Annotated in this window: 24 protein-coding genes and 1 riboswitch; of the genes, 10 read left to right on the top strand and 14 right to left on the bottom strand. The window is 36.3% G+C overall.

What is annotated here, in order from left to right; all coding sequences use genetic code 11:
- Window positions 1–24: 24 nt before the first annotated feature.
- The 4 genes from ACTJIP_RS07790 to ACTJIP_RS07775 form a co-directional block, all read right to left on the bottom strand.
- On the bottom strand, window positions 25–504 hold the full coding sequence (locus ACTJIP_RS07790) for a DoxX family protein (protein ID WP_180565538.1): 480 nt from the start codon (window positions 502–504) through the stop codon (window positions 25–27).
- Between the two features lie 53 nt (window positions 505–557).
- Window positions 558–1,124, bottom strand: a complete 567-nt coding sequence (locus ACTJIP_RS07785; protein WP_077415070.1) for a Crp/Fnr family transcriptional regulator — start codon at window positions 1,122–1,124, stop codon at window positions 558–560.
- Between the two features lie 84 nt (window positions 1,125–1,208).
- The gene (locus ACTJIP_RS07780) at window positions 1,209–1,397 is read right to left on the bottom strand and encodes a hypothetical protein (RefSeq protein ID WP_077415072.1); all 189 of its coding nucleotides are present in this window, start codon (window positions 1,395–1,397) and stop codon (window positions 1,209–1,211) included.
- Between the two features lie 417 nt (window positions 1,398–1,814).
- Window positions 1,815–2,171: an arsenate reductase family protein gene (locus ACTJIP_RS07775; RefSeq protein WP_077415076.1), complete on the bottom strand. Its 357-nt coding sequence runs from the start codon at window positions 2,169–2,171 to the stop codon at window positions 1,815–1,817.
- Window positions 2,172–2,292: 121 nt separating this feature from the next.
- On the opposite strand from ACTJIP_RS07775, the gene ACTJIP_RS07770 reads away from it, so the two are divergent.
- From ACTJIP_RS07770 to ACTJIP_RS07745, 6 genes are all read left to right on the top strand, one after another.
- Window positions 2,293–2,760 carry an acyl-CoA thioesterase gene (locus tag ACTJIP_RS07770; RefSeq protein ID WP_077415078.1) on the top strand — a complete coding sequence of 156 codons (468 nt, stop codon included), beginning with the start codon at window positions 2,293–2,295 and terminating at the stop codon, window positions 2,758–2,760.
- Entirely contained in the window at window positions 2,760–3,635 is an 876-nt protein-coding gene (locus tag ACTJIP_RS07765; RefSeq protein WP_440704323.1) for a sugar phosphate isomerase/epimerase family protein, read from the top strand. The genes ACTJIP_RS07770 and ACTJIP_RS07765 overlap by 1 nt, the downstream gene beginning before the upstream one ends.
- A gap of 18 nt (window positions 3,636–3,653) precedes the next feature.
- Window positions 3,654–4,487, top strand: coding sequence for a GLPGLI family protein (locus ACTJIP_RS07760; RefSeq protein ID WP_440704322.1), 834 nt, complete (start codon window positions 3,654–3,656; stop codon window positions 4,485–4,487).
- Window positions 4,488–4,576: 89 nt separating this feature from the next.
- Window positions 4,577–4,644: riboswitch (Fluoride riboswitch) on the top strand.
- Between the two features lie 31 nt (window positions 4,645–4,675).
- Window positions 4,676–5,983 carry a voltage-gated chloride channel family protein gene (locus tag ACTJIP_RS07755; RefSeq protein WP_175627212.1) on the top strand — a complete coding sequence of 436 codons (1,308 nt, stop codon included), beginning with the start codon at window positions 4,676–4,678 and terminating at the stop codon, window positions 5,981–5,983.
- A 132-nt stretch (window positions 5,984–6,115) separates the two neighbouring features.
- Window positions 6,116–6,991: a LysR family transcriptional regulator gene (locus ACTJIP_RS07750; protein WP_077415084.1), complete on the top strand. Its 876-nt coding sequence runs from the start codon at window positions 6,116–6,118 to the stop codon at window positions 6,989–6,991.
- Window positions 6,992–7,311: 320 nt separating this feature from the next.
- A complete protein-coding gene (locus tag ACTJIP_RS07745; protein ID WP_077415086.1) occupies window positions 7,312–8,247 on the top strand; it encodes a YeiH family protein in 936 nt (311 codons plus the stop codon).
- An 80-nt stretch (window positions 8,248–8,327) separates the two neighbouring features.
- Here ACTJIP_RS07745 and ACTJIP_RS07740 read toward each other — a convergent pair whose 3' ends face one another.
- The 8 genes from ACTJIP_RS07740 to ACTJIP_RS07705 all read right to left on the bottom strand — a co-directional run bounded on the left by ACTJIP_RS07740 (window position 8,328) and on the right by ACTJIP_RS07705 (window position 14,616).
- The gene (locus ACTJIP_RS07740) at window positions 8,328–8,516 is read right to left on the bottom strand and encodes a hypothetical protein (protein WP_047383398.1); all 189 of its coding nucleotides are present in this window, start codon (window positions 8,514–8,516) and stop codon (window positions 8,328–8,330) included.
- A 167-nt stretch (window positions 8,517–8,683) separates the two neighbouring features.
- On the bottom strand, window positions 8,684–9,925 hold the full coding sequence (locus ACTJIP_RS07735) for an MFS transporter (protein ID WP_180565531.1): 1,242 nt from the start codon (window positions 9,923–9,925) through the stop codon (window positions 8,684–8,686).
- A gap of 73 nt (window positions 9,926–9,998) precedes the next feature.
- Window positions 9,999–11,564 carry a ribonuclease Y gene (rny, locus tag ACTJIP_RS07730; protein ID WP_047376862.1) on the bottom strand — a complete coding sequence of 522 codons (1,566 nt, stop codon included), beginning with the start codon at window positions 11,562–11,564 and terminating at the stop codon, window positions 9,999–10,001.
- Window positions 11,565–11,798: 234 nt separating this feature from the next.
- Window positions 11,799–12,086 (bottom strand): cell division protein ZapA, encoded by a 288-nt coding sequence (locus ACTJIP_RS07725; protein WP_077415090.1) that lies wholly within the window; start codon window positions 12,084–12,086, stop codon window positions 11,799–11,801.
- Window positions 12,086–12,478, bottom strand: coding sequence for a hypothetical protein (locus ACTJIP_RS07720; RefSeq protein WP_228408711.1), 393 nt, complete (start codon window positions 12,476–12,478; stop codon window positions 12,086–12,088). Before ACTJIP_RS07720 ends, ACTJIP_RS07725 begins: the two co-directional genes overlap by 1 nt.
- A 47-nt stretch (window positions 12,479–12,525) precedes the next feature.
- Window positions 12,526–13,308: a porin family protein gene (locus ACTJIP_RS07715; protein ID WP_047383392.1), complete on the bottom strand. Its 783-nt coding sequence runs from the start codon at window positions 13,306–13,308 to the stop codon at window positions 12,526–12,528.
- 3 nt (window positions 13,309–13,311) lie between these two features.
- Entirely contained in the window at window positions 13,312–14,043 is a 732-nt protein-coding gene (gene ubiE, locus ACTJIP_RS07710) for a bifunctional demethylmenaquinone methyltransferase/2-methoxy-6-polyprenyl-1,4-benzoquinol methylase UbiE (RefSeq protein WP_034695974.1), read from the bottom strand.
- A 3-nt stretch (window positions 14,044–14,046) separates the two neighbouring features.
- Window positions 14,047–14,616, bottom strand: coding sequence for a hypothetical protein (locus ACTJIP_RS07705; protein ID WP_440704321.1), 570 nt, complete (start codon window positions 14,614–14,616; stop codon window positions 14,047–14,049).
- A 101-nt stretch (window positions 14,617–14,717) separates the two neighbouring features.
- On the opposite strand from ACTJIP_RS07705, the gene ACTJIP_RS07700 reads away from it, so the two are divergent.
- Both ACTJIP_RS07700 and ACTJIP_RS07695 read left to right on the top strand, forming a co-directional pair.
- The gene (locus ACTJIP_RS07700; RefSeq protein WP_077415094.1) at window positions 14,718–15,791 is read left to right on the top strand and encodes a 3-oxoacyl-ACP synthase III family protein; all 1,074 of its coding nucleotides are present in this window, start codon (window positions 14,718–14,720) and stop codon (window positions 15,789–15,791) included.
- A 66-nt stretch (window positions 15,792–15,857) separates the two neighbouring features.
- The gene (locus tag ACTJIP_RS07695) at window positions 15,858–17,063 is read left to right on the top strand and encodes a metallophosphoesterase (protein WP_077415096.1); all 1,206 of its coding nucleotides are present in this window, start codon (window positions 15,858–15,860) and stop codon (window positions 17,061–17,063) included.
- A 153-nt stretch (window positions 17,064–17,216) separates the two neighbouring features.
- On the opposite strand, the gene ACTJIP_RS07690 is transcribed toward ACTJIP_RS07695, so the two are convergent.
- Together ACTJIP_RS07690 and ACTJIP_RS07685 are read right to left on the bottom strand one after the other, a co-directional pair.
- The gene (locus tag ACTJIP_RS07690) at window positions 17,217–17,969 is read right to left on the bottom strand and encodes a polysaccharide deacetylase (protein WP_180565529.1); all 753 of its coding nucleotides are present in this window, start codon (window positions 17,967–17,969) and stop codon (window positions 17,217–17,219) included.
- 84 nt (window positions 17,970–18,053) lie between these two features.
- Window positions 18,054–19,019 carry an NAD-dependent epimerase/dehydratase family protein gene (locus ACTJIP_RS07685; RefSeq protein ID WP_077415100.1) on the bottom strand — a complete coding sequence of 322 codons (966 nt, stop codon included), beginning with the start codon at window positions 19,017–19,019 and terminating at the stop codon, window positions 18,054–18,056.
- Window positions 19,020–19,235: 216 nt separating this feature from the next.
- On the opposite strand from ACTJIP_RS07685, the gene ggt reads away from it, so the two are divergent.
- Together ggt and ACTJIP_RS07675 are read left to right on the top strand one after the other, a co-directional pair.
- Complete coding sequence (gene ggt / locus ACTJIP_RS07680; RefSeq protein ID WP_180565528.1) at window positions 19,236–20,924, top strand: gamma-glutamyltransferase; 1,689 nt, start codon at window positions 19,236–19,238, stop codon at window positions 20,922–20,924.
- 180 nt (window positions 20,925–21,104) lie between these two features.
- Window positions 21,105–22,385 (top strand): dicarboxylate/amino acid:cation symporter, encoded by a 1,281-nt coding sequence (locus ACTJIP_RS07675; protein ID WP_440704320.1) that lies wholly within the window; start codon window positions 21,105–21,107, stop codon window positions 22,383–22,385.
- Window positions 22,386–22,562: the final 177 nt, after the last annotated feature.

The following is a 22,562-nucleotide window of genomic DNA, read 5'->3' as shown; positions in this document are numbered from 1 at the left end:
GAGACATCCTTTTTTTATTCATTATTATACATCAAATTCAGGTTTCAGCTTTACTGGAATTCCGATACAGGAAAAATAAACCCAGCCTATAAAAACCAGCTGAAGTGGAATTCTGTACCATAAATAAGACACTCCACTTCCTGAAAAGTCCCCCGCCTTCATATTCACATGTTCCCATGCAGCATATATATTGGCAGGAAGGATGAGAACAAAAAACACAATGAGCAACCAGCCAATGGTTTTCTGAAATCCCGGAATCAACAATGCTGCCGCTCCGATAATTTCCAAAAAACCGGTTGCATACACCATTTCTGTTTTATAAGGTATGATTTGAGGAATCATCAATGCCATTCCCTGTGTATATACAAAGTGGGCAATTCCGGCAGTTAAAAGCATCACCGCCATAGCGATTCTGGCTGAAAGAGCAAATTCATACTCTTTACGGGTCAGTTTAAAAATGATCAGGGAGATGATCAGAACGATAGGTAAAATAGCTTCAGGCATTTCTTTTTTTTGCAAAGTTCTGCCATCCATTCAGGCAAAACAATGAACCCAGGTTAAGAAATTCTACGCCTGATTCTACTGAGGGCTTGTGGAGTGATCCCAATATAAGATGCAATATATTTCAAGGGAATATACTTTAAAATATCCGGCTGTTCTGAAAATAAGGCGAGATACCGTTCTTCGGCGGTTTGGGTCAGCAATGATATTTCTCTTTTAAAATTATCCAGATAAAGCCCTTCACTGGCAAATCTCCCAATCTTATTTCCTATTTCTGTTTTCTCATAGACTGTATTGAGATCCTGATGTGAAATACGCCAAAGCACAGTTTCTTCAAGGGCCTGAATATGATAACTGCAGGGTTTCCGCGTAAGAAAAGAGTCGTAAGCACTCACAAACTCTCCGGCAAACGAAAATGAAAATGTAAAATCATCTTCTTCCCTAGGAATATAAAACCTTACACTTCCCTTTTCTATAAAAGCAAGATAATTTTCCGTTTTTCCGGCAGTGATCAGATGTTGTTTCCGGGAAAACTTCTGTCTTTCAAGTTTTGATGAAAATAACTCCCAATCCTGATCAGACATTGTCACTGATTTTTCAAAATAAGTCCGGATCTGTTCCATTTAAATATTAAAATTAAGAAGAGTAAAGTTAGGATTTAACCTTTAAAAACAAAAAAAAGAGACCATAACAGCCTCTTTTTACATTTAATTACAGATACAGCAGACTTTTCTGTCCGGACTACAGGCATCGCCTACTCCCGGTGTATTGGAAATTACTCCGCCTGCGGGCCCGCATAAAGTAAAGCAGTTAACAATAAGAGGCCTCAATCCTCCATTAATGTTCTTTAATGCAGCTCTGTTAAGATTCTTTGTTTTTGAAAAGTTTTTAGTCATGATTTTATTTTTTGGTAATTATAAATATAAGTATTTAATAATTAACCAATTAAAAATAAATCACAAAATAAAGATAAAATCATTTTGGTATATGCTGGAAACAATAATCATTCCCAATCCTGGTATAATGCTTACATCTAGTCCCTTTTTTAGTCCTTCCCAAACATTGGTTCCTTTTATTGACACCATTTACTTTTTTCGGACTGGAAACAATTCCATATGCAGACGTTTTGCCCGGATTACAGATCTTACAAGGTTGAAGTCCAGTTTCCAAAGCTTTATTTACAGATAGACCAGAAGAAACATTTTTTACCATTCTGCATGATGATGCATGAAATTTTGTACCCGAAGGTGTTCTGTAAACCGTCTGTCCTTTTATACTAACAGTAAGATAAAGCAATATGAAAATCAGATATCTCATTCATTGATATCAAAAAATTCCTTTAAAGCTTCAACATTTTTCTTATCATTTCCTACGAAAATCTCCTTATCTGTAATAAAAACTGGTCTTTTCAGAAAAGTATAATGGTCTAATAAAAGTTCTTTAAAATCTTTTTCTGTTAAGGATTTTACATCTAATCCTCTTAATTTGATCTGAGTAGATTTTTTACTGAACAACGCTTCATATGATTTTGTTTTTTTATGCATTTCCGCCAATTCTTCTTTCGAGATTGGTTCTTTTTTGATTTCTCGAAGTTCCCAGTCTGTAAGATCAAATTGGGCTAAAATTTTTCTGCAGGTATCACATGTGTTGAGATAAAATACTTTCTTCATTACGGTTTCTAAATCTGTTATGGGTTAAAATTCTCTTTCATCGAAAGTTTCGTCTTTCAAAAGTAGGATTTAATCTAAAACTTTGGAAATTATTAAATAACTTTATTAAAATTTTATAAAGATGCAGAACAAGCCTATTACTTTTCAGTTTATTTCGGAGCCTTCAGATGTTAATTACGGAGGAAATGTACATGGAGGAAGTGTTATGAAATGGATTGACCAGGCCGGTTATGCATGTGCGACAACCTGGAGTGGTAATTATTCCGTCACAGTATATGTAGGCGGAATCCGTTTTTATGACCCTATTAAAATTGGTGAAGTGGTAAAAGTAGATGCCCAGGTAATCTATACGGGAACTTCAAGTATGCATATCGCCATCAATGTTTTTTCAAGAAACCTGAAACAGCCAAATTTTGAGAAAAAAACCCACTGTATTATTGTTTTTGTTGCTGTAGATGAAAATGGGAAAAAACTGCCTGTACCCAAATGGATACCGGAAACGGAAGGAGAAAAACAGCAGGAAATATATGCAAAACGTCTGATGGAATTAAGAACACAGATTGAAGATGAGATGAAACCTTTTTTATAATGGAAAGAAAAGATTTCATCAGACTTTCTTCATTGGGATTTTTGGGTTTGTATTCTTGTGGAGTTTCAAATTTAAATATGAATAAAAAACCATTAGCCATTCAACTGTACACTGTTCGGGATTCCATTGCTAATAATCTCGAGAAGACTTTTGAAAAACTGGCAGAACTTGGTTTTACAACATTTGAAATCTATGGTTATGACGGAAAGTTTTTCGGAAAAACAGCAAAAGAATTTAAACATATTTTGTCTGCTCATGGTTTAAAGGTGATCAGTTCACATCATCAAACCGGAATTACAAATCTGAAAGATGGAACTCTTTTGAAAAACTGGAATACAACGTTGGATGATCTCAGCATTATTGGTTCTACATATGCAGTTTGCTCCTACCTTCCCGAAGCGGAAAGAACACTTGAAAATTATAAAAAACTTCCTGAGATTCTTGAAAATGCAGGAAATCTCTCCAAACGAAACGGAATTCAACTGGCTTATCATAATCACGATTTTGAATTTCTAAAGATGGATGAAAGGAATAATTTTTATGATTACATTTTAGAAAATACTTCATCAGATGCAGTTAAGATGGAGCTGGATTTATATTGGATTTCAAAAGCAGGTTTAGATCCGTTACTTTATTTTGAAAAATATCCGAAAAGATTTCCATTGTGGCATGTGAAAGATATGAAAGCAGGAACAAAAGATTTTGCAGAAATCGGAAACGGAACCCTTGATTTTAAAAAAATTTTCGAAGCCAGAGAAAAAGCAGGATTGAAACATTGGTTTTTGGAACAGGATTCCAGTGATAAAGATATTTTTGACAGCATAAAGATGAGTAAAAAGTATATTCTTGAACATTCTTATTTTAATGAAACTTGAATCTAAAGATATTTAATCATGAAAAATATTTTACAACTCTTTTGCTTACTGATTATTATTTCTTTGAACTCACAAACCCATCGATTTATTTATGAGCTTCAATTAAAAATGGATTCTACGGAATCTGAATATCAGAAATTCAACATGATTTTAGATATTAATCCGAAAGAGGTAAAATTTTACGGAAGAAATCTTCTTATCGCAGATTCTTTGAATAAAAAATTCGGAAACATGGACAATAAACACGTTGATATGACCGGACAAGTGGTAAAAAGAAAGATAAACACTAATGAAAATGAAAATTTTATCAATATAAAATTTGGATATTACTCCTTTAAAACCAATGATAAAATAAAGTGGAATATTTCCAGCGAAACCAGACAGGTTCAGCAATATACATTACAAAAAGCAACGGCTGAGTTTGGTGGAAGAAGCTGGATTGCCTGGTTCAATAAAGAGATCCCATTTAATGAAGGTCCTTTTAAATTTTCAGGACTTCCAGGTTTAGTATTTGAAATCTCTGATACAAAGAAAAATTTCATTTATCATCTTATCAAAAGTCAGGAGCTGACAGAGACATATGCTACCGATAACTTTCTTGAATCCAATTTCGGAAATAAAGCTATTCCCATCAATGAAAAACAGAAATATAAACTGATCATGGAGTTTTACAATGATCCTTTTGCTTTTGAAAGAAACAATTTCAGCAAATCCAACAACGACCTGAAAATAAATATCAACGGAAAAGAGATCCGCAATGTGGATGAGCTGAACACTCAGACCAAAAGCATGCAGGAAGTGATAAGAAAGTACAACAATCCGCTTGAGATTGATAAGGCCATACATTATTAAAAACATAGAAGTTGTTTAGCGCTTTTATCTTTTATCTTTTATCTTTTATCTTTTATCTTTTATCTTTTATCTTTATTCATATATTTGCATGAACAAAAGGAAATGGTGTTCTTCCTTACCCAACCGCTTTACAAAAGCTGATGACGCCTGATTAAAAGATTATTAACAAATAACTAATCAGGATTATTATGTCAAAAAGTCAAAGAACACTTGGTAAAAAAGCAGTATTCCACACTCATTTTTTCTTCAGAAAATTTCCGTCGCTGCCTTATATTTTAAAATGGCTGTGTATTAGTACCATTATTGGCGCATTGGTAGGAACTGCTTCTGCAGGATTTCTTCAATCATTAGAATGGGCAACGAATTTCAGGGAAAATCATCTCTGGCTGATTGCTTTGCTTCCTGTGGCAGGATTTCTGATAGGACTTCTCTATTATTACTTCGGAAAAGATGTGGAAGCGGGAAACAACCTGCTGATTGATACTATTCATGAGCCCAAAGAAATTATTCCGTTCAAGATGGCACCTTTTGTGTATCTCGGAACAATGGCAACCCATTTTTTCGGAGGTTCTGCAGGCCGTGAAGGAACAGCTCTTCAAATGGCAGGTGCTATTGCTGATCAGCTTGCGAAACCTTTTAAACTTGACAGAAATGAAAGAAAAATATTAATTATTGCGGCTATTGCGGCCGGGTTTGGTTCTGTTTTCGGAACTCCACTGGCGGGAGCAGTGTTTGGTCTTGAGGTTTTTCTGATCGGAAGAATCCGTTATAATGCCATCTTTCCGGCATTCGCTTCTGCAATTCTGGCAGACTGGGCTACTAATCTCTGGAATGTAAAACATACCCATTATCATATTGATTTTATCCCAAAACTTGAGTTTTTACCGATTCTATACAGTATTCTGGCAGGAATAATCTTTGGAATATGTGCCGCTGCTTTCAGTAAAATCATTCACTGGATGGGTTCTGTTTTCAAATCAAAAATTACATATCCACCCTTTCGTCCTGTAGCAGGCGGAGTTATCATTGCCCTGGCAGTTTTTGCAATGGGTACCACCCGATATATCGGATTAGGAATTCCTGTGATTGTAGAATCTTTTGAAAAGCAGCTTCCTTTGTATGATTTTGCTTTAAAAATGATTTTTACTATTGTTACACTTTCAGCTGGATTCAAAGGTGGAGAAGTTACCCCGTTGTTCTTTATCGGGGCAACTTTAGGCAGTGCTTTATCTGTCTTTATTCCATTGCCGTTCGGATTACTGGCAGGGATGGGATTTGTGGCAGTATTTGCCGGAGCAACCAATACTCCTTTGGCCTGTATGCTGATGGGAATCGAATTATTTGGAGCAGAATGTGGTGTATACATAGCCATTGCCTGTGTTGTATCTTATCTTCTTTCAGGGCACAATAGTATTTATACCCAACAGAAAATCGGAGACGCGAAAAACAGAAGATTTGAAAGTCAGCAGGATAAGTCTGTTTCGGATTTTTTATGAGCCGTTTTCTTGTTGCTTGTTGCTAGTTGTTTTTGTTGCTGGTTACCTACAACCTTAAACTCTAAACCTTAAACCCTCCCACTCTCCAACACCTCTTTCTCCATTTCCAACTATAATTCGTAATTTTACCCCATGTTCGATTACAGATTAAAAGTTTTCCATACGGTAGCTTCCCGATTAAGTTTCACTAAAGCTTCAGAAGAGCTTCATATTTCACAACCTGCTGTTACCAAACACATTAAAGAAATTGAAACTCAGATAGGTGCCAAGCTATTTGACCGTAAAGGAACTTCTATTCAGCTTACTCAGAGCGGAAAGATTCTGTATGAACATGCAGAAAAGATCAGAAGTATCTACCGTGACATGGAATTTGAAATCAGCCAGATCAGTCAGCAGCATAAAGGAAAACTGATTATCGGGGCCAGTACAACCGTTGCACAGTATATTTTACCTGAAATTTTAGCCAAATTCAATTCTTATTATAAAGATATTAAGATTGAGCTTCTTACGGGAAATACAGAAACGATCTCAACACTTTTAAAAGAAGAAAAAATAGATCTGGGTATTATTGAAGGAGAATCACAGTCTTCTTATTTTGAATACAGGACTTTTAAGCCTGATGAAATTGTTCTGGCAGCAAAATCAGACCATCCTCTTGCCCATAAAACTTTAAACTTAAAAGATCTCTATCATCTGGATCTGATCTTCAGAGAACAGGGTTCCGGAACACTTGAGTTTATACAAAACAGGCTTAAAGAGAAAGACATCAATATCCATGAACTGAATACCGTTATGCAGCTGGGAAGCAGTGAGAGTATCAAAAACTATCTTCTTCACTCGGAATGTATGGCATTTCTATCGATCAGCACGATCCTCAACGAACTTAAGAATAATGTACTGGCTGTCATTGACATCAAAAACTTCAGTATTGAAAGAGATTTTCATTTTATTCTGCCTAAAGGACAACAATCTGAGCTGATTAAGCTTTTCCTGAGATTTGCAGAGTAATCCTCTTATGATGTAAAAATCTATTAATAATAGAAAATCCTATTATTTTTTAGCATGGTTATTAAAAATATACAAAGCTTTTAAGTTTTGGCTAAAGCCAATGCAATTTTTAAAATTTATTTGGCTGGGCTAAAGCTCAACCCTATTGATGTAGTCAAGCAAATAGTAAATTTAACGACAAGATCTTTCATCTTTCATCTTTCATCTTTCATCTTTTATCTTTATTAATTATAACTTTTAGTTATCCAATATAACAAAATACGATTTACTTTGTAATACTATTTTCCAGAATTTTGGTGCAGATTTTAAAAGTTCGCATTATGAAAGATTTCATCCAAAATGAAATGATCCGAAAAGTATTTTTTATTGTATTGGCAGTTCTATGTCTTACTCCGCTTATATCTTCGCCAATTGCTCTGGTTTTGGGATTTGCTCTGGCTGTTTTTATAGGAAATCCGTTTGAGAAACACCTTCATCACTACATCCATTTGCTCCTGCAGATTTCGATTGTCGGTCTGGGATTCGGATTGAAACTGGATGAAGCTCTTCATGCTGGAAAAACAGGATTGATGTTAACGGTTATAAGTATTGTTACAGTAATGGTATTGGGATATTTCCTGGGAAAAGTATTTAAACTGGAAAGACCTTTATCTTATCTTATTTCTGCAGGAACCGCTATTTGTGGAGGGAGTGCAATTGCTGCAATATCTCCTATTATCAAACCGAGCACGAAACAAATTTCACTTGCTTTAGCTATTGTTTTTACATTAAATTCTATTGCATTGTTTGTTTATCCTGCCATAGGACATTTGCTGAATCTTTCACAGGAACAGTTTGGGCTTTGGTGTGCAGTTGGAATTCATGACACAAGTTCTGTTGTGGGTGCCGCCAGCAAATATGGGGATGAAGCATTGAAAATAGCAACGACTGTAAAATTGGCACGTGCCCTTTGGATCATTCCGGTTTCATTGATCACGATGTTCATTTTTAAAAGTAAAGATTCAAAGATAAAAATTCCGTGGTTCATCGGTTATTTTATTGCGGCCATTCTTCTGAATACGTATTTCCCGTTTCTTGACCGTTTCAGTACTTCTATAACTGTTTTAGCAAAATCCGGACTGAATCTAACCTTGTTTTTCATAGGTTCTACTCTTTCTCTTCAAACCCTGAAATCAATAGGATTAAAGCCTTTACTAACCGCTGTACTCCTTTGGATTACTATAAGTGTTGGCAGTCTTCTTTATATTATCCATTAAAATGAGCAGAACCCTTTTGATATCAAAAGGGTTCTGCATATTAAATGTGGAAATGTTTATTTCGTATTGAAATAATTTCTTTAGATTGCGGCGTCACCACAAGTATAGACCTGTGGACAACCGATATACTGTACGCAATACCATGGTCCTGTTACTGATCCTGAGCAGCTGCATCCACAAAGAGATAAATCAGGGTTACCGCTTATTCCTCCTGTGATATTTTTTAGATCTTGCTTTCTTAATTTTTTAGCGTTTTTCATAATGTTCATGTGATTTAGTTTGATTAAACAATATAGTTTTAGTTACCTTCCAAAGTTAAACAAATATTAATTACACGCAACAAAAATCACTATAAAAATTAATAATTTATTGATTATAACGTTATTATTATATTAAAAATAAGAAATAACCTTTTTATTTTTTTAAACAGTTTAAATTATTCTGTAAATTCAAGATCGCGGTCGTGGGTTTCAGAAATAGTAAGTGAAGAATAAAATGCAAGTCCAAATACCACGACTCCCACTATCGCCGCGCTCTCCACAACCGGAAAATGACCTTTAAGAGAATCAAAAGCAAAAATCATAACCGGCACCAATCCTCTTACCATATTAGGTACCGTTGTTGTTGCGGTATTTCTGATATTAGTCCCGAACTGTTCTGCAGCCAGTGTCACAAACATGGCCCAATATCCTGTTCCGAAACCAAGCCATACACAAAACAGATAGTATTTTGTTTCTGTATTGGTATTACCGAATAACATCACTGCTACCCCAATTAGAGTAAAGATCAGCATATAGAAGATGGCCATTTTCCGGGATTTTAAAGCATGGGAAATAAATCCGCTCAATAGGTCACCCACAGAAATCCCTACATATGCCCACATAATTGCTTTTCCTGGGTTGATCTCTTTAATTCCTAATTCAGGGGCAAACTGATTGGCTAAAACAGCCAGAATCCCTATACAATACCATGTAGGCAATCCTACAGCAATACATTTTAAGTATCTTGTCAATCTTTCTTTATTGGTAAAAAAGGACAGAAAATTTCCTTTTGAGACATTTTTATGTTCAATATTCTTATAAATTCCGGATTCTGACACACTTATTCTCAGTATCAATAACATAATTCCCATGATACCACCGATAATATAAGAGATATTCCAGCCACCGGCCAGTTCTACCGTAAGCTGAGCCACTACAGCTCCCATTAATCCAAAACCGGCAACAACCGAGGTACCGATTGCTCTCAAACTCTTCGGCAGGCTTTCAGAAACCAGCGTAATTCCCGCTCCAAGCTCTCCGGCAAGCCCAATACCTGCAATAAACCTCAAACCGGCATATTGGTACAACAAATGTTCTTTTGGAAAATAAGGAAGAAAACCGCAGGCAATATTAGCTAAGGAATACACTAAAATAGATCCGAAGAGTACGGAAAGCCTTCCTTTTTTATCTCCGAAAATACCCCAGAAAACGCCTCCGATGAGAAGACCTACCATCTGACAGTTCAGAATAAAAGTTCCGTCAGCATCCGGATTAAGCCCCAGAGCTTTTAAACTTGGTATTCTAACGATTCCGAATAAAAGGAGATCATAAATATCTACAAAATAGCCTAAGGCAGAAATAATAACGGGAATTGAGAAAATGTACTTCAGTTTTGAAGACATGGACAGTTCTTGCATTTTTAAGTTTTGATAAAAATAAAAAACCTTTCAATTTCTTGAAAGGTTTTTATCAAATATCTTTTTCTGATTATTATCTGGCAATATTCACAGCTCTCGTTTCTCTGATTACTGTTACTTTTACCTGTCCAGGATAAGTCAGTTCATTCTGAATTTTCTCAGAGATATCGTAAGAAAGTTGAGAAGCTACTTCATCGTTCACTTTTCCGCTCTCTACCATTACTCTTAGTTCTCTACCCGCCTGGATTGCATAAGCACTGGAAACTCCGTCAAAGCTTAATGCTGCAGATTCAAGGTCTTTCAATCTCTGGATATAAGATTCCAGCACCTGTCTTCTTGCTCCCGGTCTTGCTCCTGAGATTGCATCTGCAACCTGAATGATTGGAGATAATAAAGACTTCATTTCAATTTCGTCGTGGTGAGCTCCAATCGCGTTTACTACTTCAGGGTTTTCACCATATTTCTCAGCCCACTGCATTCCTAACAAAGCGTGTGGTAATTCTGATTCCTGCTCAGGAACTTTACCGATATCGTGTAAAAGACCTGCTCTTTTTGCTAATTTTACGTTTAATCCTAACTCAGCAGCCATAGTTGCAGCAATGTTTGCTACTTCTCTTGAGTGCTGCAGTAAGTTTTGTCCGTAAGAAGAACGGTATTTCATTCTACCTACGATTTTGATCAATTCAGGGTGTAATCCGTGGATTCCTAAATCAATGATGGTTCTCTTACCTACTTCAATGATTTCCTCTTCGATCTGTTTTCTAGTTTTTTCAACTACTTCTTCGATTCTTGCCGGGTGAATTCTACCATCGGTTACCAATCTGTGAAGTGATAGTCTTGCAATTTCCCTTCTTACAGGGTCAAAGCATGAAAGAAGAATAGCTTCCGGGGTATCATCAACGATGATTTCAACTCCTGTTACGGCTTCTAAAGCACGGATATTTCTACCTTCTCTACCGATAATTCTACCCTTTACTTCATCGGATTCAATATTGAAAACGGATACTGAGTTTTCGATAGCCTGCTCTGTTCCGATTCTCTGAATCGTTTGGATAACGATTTTTCTCGCTTCGTTTTTGGCATTCATCTGAGCTTCTTCCATAATGCTCTGAACGTGTGCCTGTGCTCTTGTTTTTGCTTCCGCTCTCATGGTTTCTACCAATTCTGCTTTAGCTTCATCAGCGGTATAATTAGAGATTTTTTCAAGTATTTCTACTTTCTTAGCGTTAGCTGTATCTAATTCCTGCTGTTTTCTTTCAAGGATTTCGGTCTTCTTTGCATAATCTGCAATTTGCTTATCCAGATCTTTTTCAAGCTTTCCTGTCTTGCTAAGTTCATCATTCAGCTTGTGCTCCTTGTCTTTCGTTCTCTTTTCAACTTCCTGCATTTTCTTTTCACGGGACTGAATGTCTGCATCATGCTGAGATTTCAGTTCCAGGAATTTTTCTTTTGCCTGAAGGTTCTTTTCTTTCTTTATGGATTCAGCTTGTACATTAGCTTTTTCTATAAGGTTTTCGGCGTTTTTCTTAGCATCATCTATGATGAATTTTGCCTTAGTATTCAGAGAGCTTTTTGAGAAAAACATTCCCACTACAGCCCCGATTACTAAACAAACAACACCGACTATAACTTCTATCATAATTTATATTGAGTTTTAATTGTATTCATATCCTTGTTAAATAAAAAAAGCCCACAATAATCCAGAGATTGAGAGTAAACTCCTAATCAACACGATTTGAACTGATTTCCACTGTCTGTAATCCGGAAATCCGGCACGCCATTCGATGGACATTTGTTCGGTAATTGTTTAGCGTTGAGTTTACCTTTAATGTGTTAGAATTATTGTAGGCAGTAATTTTTCAGGAAAAAAAATCTATTTCCCGATTTCATTCAACGATTGATTAATCTGCGTTAACCTTTCGTTGGTAGAATTAATATTTTTTTCGTAGTTCAGAGAAACTACTTCTGCATTGGTTCCCAGTTTCAGGGCACACATTGCCAAAGCATCCTGTTTATCTCTTACATCGAAGTTCTGTTCAAAATCTTTAATCATATTCTCGATCTGCTTCCCTACTTTTCGCAAAGTTTCCTCCTCTGCTGCCGGTACGTTCAGCGGATACACTCTTCCTGCAATGTTGACGGTTATTCTCCTTATCTCCATTATAATCCACTGTTTTGAAGCTGAGCAATACAGAAATCAATTTCTTTCACCAATCTGTTGATATGGTTTTTCATTAATCTATTGTGTTCAGGATTTCCTGATATTGCTGAATAAAGTTTTATATTTTTTTGTTCTTCTGCTAATACCTGATTCTTTCTTCTTTCCTCATCATACTTCTTCTTCAACTCTTCATGCTCAATATTTAATTCTTTTAAATTTTCCGTAAGATTTTTATAGTTCTTTTGCAGAGTCGAAATCTTTCTCTCTAATTCTGAAAAATTGTTTTCTAAATCTTGAAGCATTTCAGGTTTGTATATTCTAACTAAAAGCAAAAATAAAAAAATAATAACACTAACAAAAATAAAACGCTCTATATTTTGAAATACAAACAAAAAAGGAGGTGCTAATGCACCTCCTATGTATTTTCAATGGAATATTTTTATTCAAATTTCAGAACAAACATTACGGCTCTTGTCTGTAATGTTGAAATTGCAGAAGCCCAGTAAGGAGGTGTAGTAGCATTATCAGCCACTTTCTCGTTGTTCATGAAGAATGTTCCTCTTACAGCTGGAGTCAGTTTAAATTTGTTGAAATAAAACTGAATTCCCATTTCTGCAGACCATGCAAAGTTGTGGGTAGTTGATCTGTAGATCCCCTGCATGTTATCATCTGTGGAAGTTGAGTTAGACTGAAGGTTTACAACATAGTTCACCCCTGCGGCAACGTAAGGCCTTGAATTGTACCATCTTTGACCGTGAAGCTCCAACATTACAGGAACGTCAATTAATGTGGATTTAATTTCTCTTACTTTATCCTTTTCCTGTAAAGGGAATGGCATAAAAGGAGGATTGGTTAAAGAACCACCTGCATAAATGTCATTGGATTGAGTATTAAAAGTCAACTGTCTTTGAGCAAACTGTAAACCTGGTTCTATCCTTACATCAAGATAATCATTCAGTCTCCATTTTGCAATAAGCCCGGCACCGAAACTATAGCTTTCCTTGGATGTAACAAGGTTTTCATTATCATTCATCCCGTATTTCGGATGCAAAACAATGCGGTAATCCAGTCTGTTCCCGTTCAAATAAAAACCCCAACTGAATTTCTGCTCGTCGAAATCTTCCAACTTATCCATTCTGTTTCGGGTTCTGAATTGCGCGTTTGCAAAAACGGCAACATTTACTGAGGTTAAAACCAGTGCTTTTAATAGAAATTTATTCATAGGTTACTTTGTTGCTTTATAAATTGTGGCTATACCTAAACTTAATTTTTTATATTCTACTTTCTTAAATCCCGTATCTAAAAGAATTTGCTTCATCTTCTCCCCGAAAGGAAAAGCATTTACAGAATCCGGAAGGTATGTATACGCCCTATTATCCTTAGAAACCAATCTGCCAATGGCAGGCAATATATTTTTGAAATAAAACATATAAAATGGTCCCATGAAACCCTCAACCTTTGAAAACTCCAGTATATAAACACTTTTGTTATCTTTAACTACTCTTCTTAACTCTGCTAAACCTTTGGTAAGATTCTCAAAATTCCTTACTCCAAATGCAACGGAAACAGCATCAAATCTATTGTCCTCGAAAGGTAAATTTTCTGCATCCCCTTTTTGCATGGAAATTTTGCCGTCTAATTTAAGTTTTTTTATTTTAATAACGCCAACATTCAGCATTTGTTGTGATAAATCTAATCCAACTACTTTAGAACCGGTTCCTTTTTCAATGGTAATTGCCAGATCTCCCGTTCCTGTAGCCACATCCAGCACTTCCTGCGGATTATCATTTTTCATCCATTTTACCAGTTTATTTCTCCACAAAATATCAATTTTCATGGATAAAACACGGTTCAGAAGGTCATACTTCGGTGCAATATTGTCGAACATATCCTCTACCTGGCTTTTTTTTGTAGCCTCTGAATTGTAGGGAGTAACTTTGGTAATATCTTTTGTCAAAACTTAAAACTTGTAATATTCTTTATAATAATTTAGGTAATCCTGCTTTCTGAAGATTTTAGATCGGGATTCCACTTTCTGGATATTCTTGATCACTTTATCATAATCTTCATCTACATTGTAATAAAAATCTTCTGTGTAAAGCTTATTGAAGCGTCTGGCTCCTCCGTAATAATCCTTTCCATCAATGACCGTTTTATCAAGGTTTGCCAGCAACGAATCTTTTTTAAGATTGTATCCGTAATACTGGTCATTTACGTAGTAATCCTGGTGTGTAATATTAATCAGACCACGAAGCTTATTCACTTCAAATGCTGAATCGTAAAGCATTTTTTTGTTCTGATCAAAAACCTGAATAGAGTTTTTCCCTTTATTCAAATCCACATGCACATACTGCCCGGCAGAGATAACTCCTTCAGATCCTTTATTGATCTTAAAGTAATACGTATTCGGGGTAGGATTATCTACAACATAATAATTCTTCTTGGCTAAAAAAAGGAAGTAGATCCCAAAGGCAATGATAAACACCACAGCTGCAATAAGTAAGCCTTTTAAGGACGAGTTGTTTTTCATAGATTGTAAAGTACAATTTTTGCAAATTTAATAATATTTTTAATTCTCCGTTATTAATATTAATTATTAACTTTGCATCTTTAAAAAAATCATATAAACGAATGCCGAATACGATCATTATTGGCTCTGGATCTTATATTCCGAACAGAGTTATTGGTAGAGATTACTTCATGAATTCCGAGTTCTACACAGAAGACGGAGTAAAGATTGAAAAGCCTGTGGAAGAGACCATTGCGAAATTTGTAGAGATTACAGAAATCGAAAACAGGAGATTCATTGAAGATGATCTTTCCAACTCACAAATCGGTTATGAAGCTGCAAAAATTGCCCTTGAGGATGCAAAAGTGGATGGTGAAGAATTGGATTATATCATTTATGCAAGCAATTTCGGGGAAGTTACTGAAAACGGATATGCTGATTTTATGCCAACAATGGCAGCAAGAGTAAAGAATAAACTGGGCATTAAAAACAGAAAATGCGTAACGTATGATATGATTTTCGGATGTCCTGGATGGGTAGAAGCTATGATTTTGTCTGATAATTTAATTAAAGCTAAAGTTGCCAAAACAATTCTTGTCATCGGCGCTGAAACTTTAAGCAGAGTAACAGATCCATATGACAGAAACAGAATGATCTTTGCTGATGGTGCCGGAGCCGTAGTGGTAAAAGCAACTGACGAAGAGAATGTAGGAATTATTGCCCACAACACAATCTGTGACAACGGCCCGGAATTAAACTACCTTGAAAATCAACCTTCTATCAATAAAGAAGCAGATCAGAAGCGCCTTTATGTAAGAATGCTGGGAAGAAAGATTTACGAATACGCTCTTAAAAATGTACCGGATGCTATCAAAGACACCATTACAGATGCAGGTCTTTCTATTGAAGATATAGATAAAATCTTAATTCACCAGGCAAACGCTAAAATGGATTACGCTATGATTGAAAGACTTCACAGGTTGTATGACATCAAAGAATACGATCATGCGATCTCTCCTATGACGATTCAGGATCTTGGAAACACTTCTGTAGCAACAATTCCTACCATGTATGATTTAATAATTAAAGGAAAAATGGAAGGTCAATCGTTTAAAGAGAATGGGAACATTGTGATGACTTCGGTAGGTGCCGGAATGAACATCAATGCGCTCGTTTATAGATTTCCTAAAAAGTAATATTTAAACCATTAAAAATATAAAAGCACAGGGAAGTTTATTCTTTGTGCTTTTTTTAATCAGAACATGCAAAAGAATTTTTTAATTATCGCTGGAATCTTCCTGTTTTTGGAAGTTTATATTTATCAGGCTATCAGAACACTCACTGATAATTCATGGATAAGAATCGGATATTGGGTACTCTCTTTAGCCGTATATGGAATTTTCGCTTACGAAGTTACCCACTTCCAAAGATCAGACAGAAGTACGGTAAGAGCTCAGATTATGATCTCTTTGTTCTTAATTTTCATCCTTCCTAAAATTTTTGTAGTTCTGTTTTTATTAATTGATGATATTTTCAGAACCGGAGGATACCTGATCGGTTTTACAAAACCTTCAGAAAATTTCTTTCCGGAAAGAAGGAAATTCCTGAGCATCGTAGGCCTGGGAATGGGAGGCGTTCTTTCTGCTCTTTTCATAGACGGAATTACTTTTGGTAAATACCGCCATACCGTAAGAAGAGTAAGGGTAAAATTCAATAATCTTCCGAAAAGTTTCAAAGGATATAAAATTATCCAGATTTCTGACGTTCACAGTGGAAGCTTCTCCGATCCCGGCAAATTACAGCACGCCATTGATCTTATTAATGAACAAAAACCTGACCTGGTATTATTCACCGGAGACATGGTGAATAACGTTGCGGATGAGTTCAAGCCTTTCATTCCTTTATTTTCAAAAATCCAGGCTAAAGACGGCAAGTTTGCCGTATTAGGAAATCACGACTATGGAGATTATGTATCCTGGGAGTCACCCACAGCTAAAAAAGAAAACCTTGACACTTTGATTAGTTATGAAAAGCAGGCAGGTTTTGATATGCTGAGAAATGAACACAGAGTCATCGAAAAAAATGGAGAAAAAATATACATTCTGGGCGTTGAAAACTGGGGATTAAAACCATTTCCTCAATTCGGAAAAATAGATGACGCTTTAAAAAACGTACCGGAATCAGCTACAAAGATATTAATGAGCCATGACCCTACCCACTTTGATTATGTGGTGAAAAAGCACCCTACAAACATCCACCTGACCCTTTCAGGACATACGCATGGGATGCAGTTTGGGCTGGATCTTAAAAATATAAAATGGTCACCTGTTCAGTACCGATACCCAAAATGGGCCGATTTATATGAAAGCGAAGGAAAGCTACTGTATGTAAACAGAGGATTCGGAGTACTGGGATATCCGGGAAGAGTGGGTGTATTGCCGGAGATTACACTTTTTGAGCTAAGCTAGTTAAAGTTCAAGGTTCAAAGTTTAAAGTTTAAGATTTAAGGTTTAAGGTTAGAGGTTAGAGGTTTAGAAATTTAATATCTCTGTTATCATGAGAAACAGTCTCCTTACTCCCCGCCACCTAATACCTATTACCTGCAGCCTATCATCTACTCCCTAAAAAATATAATCTTTCATACGGGAGGTAGCCATTTCCCTGTCATTGAGAAAAGTAAGGAGGGCATCTAGTTTGTCCTCCATTTTTTTACCCGAAAATAAGCTCCGGTAAAAAGGGATATCAAAACGGTATTTCTTGAAATCTGTAAACTGCCATGTGTTCAGGTAAATCAGTACAAATTCTTCATTCTGCAATGTTTCCAGGACCATATTCTGGTAATACTTCATCGGCAGAATCTGAAACACGAAATCATTATAGGGAAGCTGACTGTAAGGAGAGATACTTTCAGGAACAATACTTAGTCCGTCCTCTTCTGTAATTTCCGTATCTCTTTTGAGTCTTTTGAAAGGAAAAAGAATATTGGCATTGTCGATATTGGAAACATAATTAAATTCCATCAGCTTCAAAATTTCCTTTGAAACCTTTACATCTTTTTGACGAATTCCTCTGATCTGTTTTTCCAGCAGATCCTGAATATTCTTTTTAGCATTTTCAATTTCTTCAGGATTTGAGTCTTTATTATAAAAAGCAATTTCATGCCCTTTGGATGAAATTGCTTTTATTAAATTCTGAAGTTTTCCGATAAGAGAAACCTCTACGAAAAAACTTGATTTGATATCATGAATATCTAAAATTCTAAGAATTGCTCTGGTATTATTTTCTATAATTTTCAATCGCTCATCATCAGTTATTTGGGAGCCGTTTTTTACTTCAGCTTCAATACAGGTGATGTTAAAAGTCAATAATACCATTTAAATTAAAATTTATATAAATTATATAAAACACTATAAATCAGATGTTAAAACAATTGTTAATTAAAGTATTACTTTATATTATTAATTCTTGCTTAATTTTATCTTCAGATTCTTGATCATATCCTTAGTCATTTCAGAAATTCCGAAATCATAAGTAAGACCCCAGTCTTTTTTGGCGACTGAATCATCAATAGAAGCCGGCCATGAATCTGCAATTGCCTGTCTGAAATCCGGGTTATAATCAATAGCAAAATCAGGAATTTCTTTCTTGATTTCTGCTGCCAATTCTTTTGGAGTAAATGACATTCCACCTAAATTATAAGAAGAGCGAACAGATAAACTTTCTTTCGGAGCATCCATTAATTTCAAGGTTGCATTGATGGCATCGTCCATATACAACATCGGCATTCCTGTATCTTCGGAAATGAAACTTGTATACTTTCCATCTTCAATTGCTTTATAGAAAATCTCAACAGCATAGTCAGTAGTTCCACCCCCTGCCGGAGTTTTCCATGAGATCAATCCAGGATATCTGATACTTCTTACATCTACATCATATTTATCGAAATAGTATTCACACCACTTCTCCCCTGCCATTTTGGAGATCCCATAAACCGTTGTAGGATTCAACACTACATCTTGTCCCACATCATGTTTTGGAATTCCTTTTCCAAATACAGCGATAGAACTTGGCCAGAAGATCTTTTTCAGAAGCCCTTCTTTCGCCATTTCACAAAAATGAAGCAATGGCTCAAGATTCAGTTTCCAGGCAAAAACAGGCTGCTTTTCCGAAGTTCCGGATAAAAGCGAAGCCAGGTGATACACTGTAGTGATATCGTAATCTTTAATCACCTGTCTTACCAATTGTGTATTGGTAACATCCATTCTTTCATAGTGTCCGGCAGAAGTAATTCCTTCCTGCCATCTGTCCAATCCTGAAGCAACAACGTTCTCAGCTCCGTGGATTTCAACAAGTCTGTTCGTAAGTTCGGTACCAATTTGTCCCAAGGCACCTGTAATCAGTATTCTTTCCGTATAGGATTCCATTTTTCAGATTTTTTTAGAATTGTACAAAAGTAAAAAAAACATGCCAACCATAATAAAAAAGGTGTATTTAAAAAACACTCCCCCAATAATGAATACGGATATATTCAATTTAAACAGGTAAAATTCTCTTTTAAACAATAGAAAAAATCAAATGCAGTGATCACAGTCTATGATTAACTTAAAATTCAATAATTTTGTTTCAAAGAAAACAATCATATGAAGAAGATTTTAATTGCTTTGATTTTACTGGCCAGCCCATTTAGCTGGGCTCAGTTTACCAATTTCAATATCATCAAGGAAGCACAGGTAAAAAATAAAGGTGTTGTAGTATCTGCACATCCGTTAGCCAGTGAAGCTGGAGCCAAAATCTTAAAGATGGGCGGAAATGCCTATGATGCCGTTACAGCAACACAATATGCCCTTGCTGTAGTGTATCCTCAGGCCGGAAACATTGGTGGTGGCGGTTTTTTAGTAGGCGTAAAAAATAATGGGGAAAAATTCACATTGGACTACAGGGAAACTGCTCCGAAAAAGGCCTTCAGAGACATGTACATTGATAAAAAAGGGAAAGCAGATACAGATCTTTCCCAAAACGGAAGACTGGCAGTGGGTATTCCCGGAAGTGTAGCGGGTTTTTTTGCTACCCTGAAATACTGCAAACTGCCTATGGAAAAGATTATCCAGCCTGCCATTGATCTTGCGGAAAAAGGATTTGCTATTACCGACAAGGAAGCAGAAATGCTGAATAACCAAAGGGAAAAATTCCAGAAACATAATAAATCTTCTATCATTTTCGTAAAAGATGCTCCATGGAAAGCGGGAGATTTATTGATCCAGAAAGACCTGGCCGAAACCTTGAAATTGATTCAAAAATCGGGGGCAAAAGGCTTTTATGAGGGGAAAACAGCTGATCTTCTGGTTGCTGAAATGAAAAGAGGTAACGGAATCATCACATTGGAAGATCTTAAGAATTATAAGGTTGCAGAGAGAAAAGCTCTTGAATTTGAATACAAAGGAAGTAATGTGGTAACCATGCCTTTACCTTCAAGCGGCGGAGTTCTTCTGGCTCAAATGCTGAGAATGGCAAGTTTTGAAAACCTTGAAAAATACCAGCAAAACTCTACAAAAGCAGTTCAGATCATGACTGAGGCAGAGCGAAGAGCTTTTGCAGACAGAGCAGAATATATGGGAGATCCTGATTTTATTCAGGATAAAACTTCTTACCTGATCTCTGATGACTACCTGAAAGGAAGATGGAAAAGCTTCAGTTTTGATAAAGCAACTCCAAGTGCAGAGGTTGGCAAAATCATAGAACAGCCTAAAGAATCTATGCAGACTACTCATATTTCCGTATTGGATAAGGATGGAAATGCTGCTTCTGTAACCACAACTCTTAACGGTTATTATGGAAGTAAAGTATTGGTTTCAGGAGCAGGATTCTTTTTAAATAATGAAATGGATGATTTCTCTATCAAACCGGGTGTACCAAACATGTTCGGAGCAGTAGGCGGAGAAGCCAATTCGATCCAGCCTAACAAGAGAATGCTTTCTTCCATGACCCCAACTATACTCCTTAAGAATGGAAAACCTTATATGGTAGTGGGAACTCCCGGAGGAACAACGATCCCAACCTCGGTATATCAGTCTATTGTGAATGTTGTAGATTTTAAACTGAACGCAAATATGTCAGTGAATACACCAAAATTCCATCACCAGTGGCTTCCGGAAACTATTACGGTAGAAAATAATTTTCCTGAAAGCACAATTTCGGAGCTGAAAAGCAAAAATTATGTCATTGAAAAGATCAAATACATCGGAAAAACAGAAATGATTGTTATTGATGAAAACGGAAGCATCCATGCAGTGGCAGACGGCCGCGGAGATGACTCTGTTGCAGTGGAATAAATATCATCTGTCAATATTATAATACAGTTCCGGCTTCATTCTAAAAGGCTTTGCCTTTTAGAATGAAGCCGGAACTTTTTACTGATCAATCTACTGCTGCAGATCTTTTCAATGACTTTTGTCATGTTTTCAGATAAATTTTCTTAATTTTCGCCCTTAAAAAAACAAAACGACTGTTCTTTGAAAGCAAAAAAAATATACAATCAGCTTTATTTCCAGGTGATTATAGCGATACTTGCCGGTATTCTTCTTGGAAAATTTTATCCTGAATTGGGAGAAAAAATGAAACCTCTTGGAGATGGATTCATCAAATTGGTGAAAATGATTATTGCCCCGGTAATTTTCATTACGCTTACTTTGGGAATCGCCCATATGACCGATTTGAAAAAAGTAGGCCGGATTGCCATAAAAGCAATGATCTATTTCTTTACATTTTCAACTCTTGCGCTTATCATCGGATTATTGGTAGGAAATATCTTACAGCCGGGCCATGGTTTAAACATTGATCCTGCTACTCTCTTAGGTGATGTTTCACAATACCAGGCAAAAGCTCATGAATCAACGCTTACAGGATTCATTATGAATATTATTCCGGAGACTTTATTCAGTCCTTTGGTGGGTGATAATATTCTTCAGGTTCTTTTGGTTGCTATTTTAATGGGAGTGGCTTTGGTTTTAACAAAAGAAAAAAGCCAGAAAGTAACCGATTTTTTACAGGATCTATCAACTCCGGTATTTAAAATCGTTCATATGCTTATGAAACTGGCACCCATCGGAGCATTCGGGGCTATGGCGTTTACTATCGGAAAGTACGGACTTCACTCGGTTATAAATCTTATTTTTTTGGTCGGCACATTTTACATCACTTCTGCTCTTTTTGTGGTGTTGGTGTTAGGAGCGGTAGCATGGTATAACGGATTTAACATTTTCAAGTTTCTTTTTTACCTTAAAGAAGAACTTCTTCTTGTTTTGGGAACCAGCTCTTCAGAGTCTGCTCTTCCGGGAATCATGGAAAAACTTGAAAAAGCGGGCTGTTCGAGAGCTATTGTAGGTCTTGTAGTGCCTACAGGATATTCTTTCAATCTTGATGGAACCAATATTTATATGACACTTGCCTCTCTGTTTATCGCACAGGCATTAAACATCCATCTTCCTATTGAAAAACAGCTGATGCTTCTTCTGGTAGCCATGTTAAGCTCAAAAGGAGCAGCTGGCGTTACCGGTGCCGGATTTGTAACACTGGCAGCAACCCTGGCTGTAGTTCCTGAAATTCCAATTGCCGGAATGACATTAATCCTTGGGATCGATAAATTCATGAGTGAGTGCAGAGCGCTGACGAATGTAATCGGGAATTCTGTAGCTACTGTAGTGGTCGCCAACTGGGAAAAACAGCTTGATAAAAAACAGCTTCAATATTGTCTGGACCATCCGGCTGAAGTTGAGAAAAAGCTGGAAGTGTAGATAGGTAGCAGATGGCAGACTTCAGGTTGCAGGAATTGGATGACGTCAATAGTGAATGTTGCTGCGCAAGTGAATGGTGAATTTTAATAGACAGTTAAGATGGCAGAACCAGGAACCAAGACTAAAGATATTCAGGCAAAAAACGGAAATAACTTCCAATCAAGAAGCAACAATAAA

Source organism: Chryseobacterium sp. 22543 (assembly GCF_052044565.1).
Classification (GTDB): Bacteria; Bacteroidota; Bacteroidia; order Flavobacteriales; family Weeksellaceae; genus Chryseobacterium.
This window is presented reverse-complemented; position numbering and strand designations above follow the sequence as displayed.

Coding starts and splice junctions, on each gene's coding strand:
- ACTJIP_RS07740 (WP_047383398.1), bottom strand. CDS start 8,516: ATGAACATTATGAAAAACGCTAAAAAATTAAGAAAGCAAGATCTAAAA.
- ACTJIP_RS07690 (WP_180565529.1), bottom strand. CDS start 17,969: ATGGTATTATTGACTTTTAACATCACCTGTATTGAAGCTGAAGTAAAA.
- ACTJIP_RS07765 (WP_440704323.1), top strand. CDS start 2,760: ATGGAAAGAAAAGATTTCATCAGACTTTCTTCATTGGGATTTTTGGGT.
- ACTJIP_RS07770 (WP_077415078.1), top strand. CDS start 2,293: ATGCAGAACAAGCCTATTACTTTTCAGTTTATTTCGGAGCCTTCAGAT.
- ACTJIP_RS07735 (WP_180565531.1), bottom strand. CDS start 9,925: ATGCAAGAACTGTCCATGTCTTCAAAACTGAAGTACATTTTCTCAATT.
- ACTJIP_RS07760 (WP_440704322.1), top strand. CDS start 3,654: ATGAAAAATATTTTACAACTCTTTTGCTTACTGATTATTATTTCTTTG.
- ACTJIP_RS07790 (WP_180565538.1), bottom strand. CDS start 504: ATGCCTGAAGCTATTTTACCTATCGTTCTGATCATCTCCCTGATCATT.
- ACTJIP_RS07775 (WP_077415076.1), bottom strand. CDS start 2,171: ATGAAGAAAGTATTTTATCTCAACACATGTGATACCTGCAGAAAAATT.
- ACTJIP_RS07685 (WP_077415100.1), bottom strand. CDS start 19,019: ATGGAATCCTATACGGAAAGAATACTGATTACAGGTGCCTTGGGACAA.
- ACTJIP_RS07705 (WP_440704321.1), bottom strand. CDS start 14,616: ATGAAAAACAACTCGTCCTTAAAAGGCTTACTTATTGCAGCTGTGGTG.
- ACTJIP_RS07695 (WP_077415096.1), top strand. CDS start 15,858: ATGCAAAAGAATTTTTTAATTATCGCTGGAATCTTCCTGTTTTTGGAA.
- ACTJIP_RS07745 (WP_077415086.1), top strand. CDS start 7,312: ATGAAAGATTTCATCCAAAATGAAATGATCCGAAAAGTATTTTTTATT.
- ACTJIP_RS07715 (WP_047383392.1), bottom strand. CDS start 13,308: ATGAATAAATTTCTATTAAAAGCACTGGTTTTAACCTCAGTAAATGTT.
- ggt (WP_180565528.1), top strand. CDS start 19,236: ATGAAGAAGATTTTAATTGCTTTGATTTTACTGGCCAGCCCATTTAGC.
- ACTJIP_RS07700 (WP_077415094.1), top strand. CDS start 14,718: ATGCCGAATACGATCATTATTGGCTCTGGATCTTATATTCCGAACAGA.
- ACTJIP_RS07780 (WP_077415072.1), bottom strand. CDS start 1,397: ATGACTAAAAACTTTTCAAAAACAAAGAATCTTAACAGAGCTGCATTA.
- ACTJIP_RS07785 (WP_077415070.1), bottom strand. CDS start 1,124: ATGGAACAGATCCGGACTTATTTTGAAAAATCAGTGACAATGTCTGAT.
- rny (WP_047376862.1), bottom strand. CDS start 11,564: ATGATAGAAGTTATAGTCGGTGTTGTTTGTTTAGTAATCGGGGCTGTA.
- ACTJIP_RS07755 (WP_175627212.1), top strand. CDS start 4,676: ATGTCAAAAAGTCAAAGAACACTTGGTAAAAAAGCAGTATTCCACACT.
- ACTJIP_RS07750 (WP_077415084.1), top strand. CDS start 6,116: ATGTTCGATTACAGATTAAAAGTTTTCCATACGGTAGCTTCCCGATTA.
- ACTJIP_RS07725 (WP_077415090.1), bottom strand. CDS start 12,086: ATGGAGATAAGGAGAATAACCGTCAACATTGCAGGAAGAGTGTATCCG.